At 53.4% G+C, this 1,665-nt stretch carries 1 protein-coding gene; it reads right to left on the bottom strand.

The window, feature by feature from the left end:
* A partial coding sequence (pepF, locus tag GX108_06735; protein ID NLO56730.1) for an oligoendopeptidase F occupies nucleotides 1-1,665 on the bottom strand: 1,665 nt, incomplete at both ends.

The raw sequence follows: 1,665 nt of genomic DNA, 5'->3' as shown, positions 1-1,665 counted from the left end.
GCCAGGAAACTCAGGTAGCGATCGACCGCCGGTTGCCCTTCATTGAGAATGGCTTGAGCGAAGGCGGTCGCTGCCGCAAAGCCTGTCGCGTATTGGAAGACATAGAAGTTGTAATAAAAGTGTGGGATTCGGGCCCACTCGTTGGCAATGTCGGGATCGAAGGTCAGGCCGTCACCGTAATACTTTTTATTCAATTCCCCATATTGCTCGCTCAGGAAATCAGCCGTCAACGCGGTCCCCGCTTCATCCGCCTGGTGAATCAGGTGTTCAAACTCAGCGAACTGGGTCTGACGGAAGACCGTGCCCTTGAAGCCGTCCAGGTAGTGATTGATAACGGCAGCCCTCATCTTGTCGTCCTGGGCTGTCTTCAACAGATAGTCGGTCAGCAGCACCTCATTGCAGGTGGACGCGATTTCCGCCAGGAAGATGGAATAATCACCGTATTGGAAGGGTTGGGACTTGCGTGTGAAGTAAGAATGCAGACTGTGACCCAGCTCATGCGCCAGCGTATAGAGGTTATCCAGGGTCCCCTGCCAGCTGATCAGAATAAAGGGGTTGGTATTGTAGGAGCCTCCCGAATAAGCGCCTGACCGCTTGCCGGTGTTGACGGCCCAGTCAATCCAGCGCTCGTCGAAGGCTCGCTTCAACACTGTAACGTACTCATCTCCCAGTGGAGCCAGGGCCTTGAAGAGGATCTCTTTGGCTTGGTCAAAGGAGTAATGCGGATCGACCCCCTCGACCAGGGGCACGTACATGTCGTAGGAGTGGAGTTCATCCACGCCTAACATTCTCTTGCGCAGGTTGACGTAGCGATGAAGAAGCGGGAGCCGTTCGTTGACCGCTACGAGCAGACTGTCATAGACGGACTCGGGAATGGCGTTCTTGAACAGGGCAGCTTCCCTCCCTGACTTAAAGCCTCTGATATTTTTGTTGTATGTGTTAACACGGATGGCATTGGACAGAGTGGCGGCGCAGGTATTACGGAATTGGCCGAAGCTTCTGTACATACTGGCAAAGGCGTCGCGTCGTACCCGGGGATCACGGTTCTCAAGATAGAGGCTGAAGCGGGCGTGAGACATCTCGACTCTTTCACCTTTTTCATTCTCAATCGGGTCAAACTGCATATCCGCGTCTGAAAGAATGCCGTAGATTTCATCAGGACTGCCGAAGATTTGGCTGGCCCTGGCCAGCAGCGCTTCCTCCTGGGGGGATAGCTGGTACTTTTTTTCTCGAAGGATGTTGTCGAAGAAGTGGCGATAATCCTCCAGCTCAGGCTTTTCTTCAATAAAACGGTCAATCGTCTCCTCTGGAATGTTGGCCAGCTCCGGCTCAAACCAGGCATCTTCCCCCATCAAGACGGCCATCAATGCACCGAACCGGCCCTTCATGGCAAGGAAAACGGGATCTGCCGTATCCTCATCCGCCCGGTGGAAGGCATAAGTCGCGAGCATCCATAGCTGGTTGACGATGACCTCCCTGTTCCTGATGGCTTCAAAAAGTGTTTCGGCCGATTCGGACAGCCTGCCTGCGTATTTTTTAACCTGATCTTTTTTCTCCGAAAGATCAGCAAAAGAGGCCTCCCATTCGTCGAGGCCCGCGAAAACCGTGGACATGTCCCAGGTTTGTTCAACGGGAACCTCAGAGCGTTTCATCTGCTTTTTTGTT

This window comes from Thermovirga sp. (assembly GCA_012523215.1).
In the GTDB taxonomy this organism is placed as follows: domain Bacteria; phylum Synergistota; class Synergistia; order Synergistales; family Thermovirgaceae; genus 58-81.
This window is presented reverse-complemented; position numbering and strand designations above follow the sequence as displayed.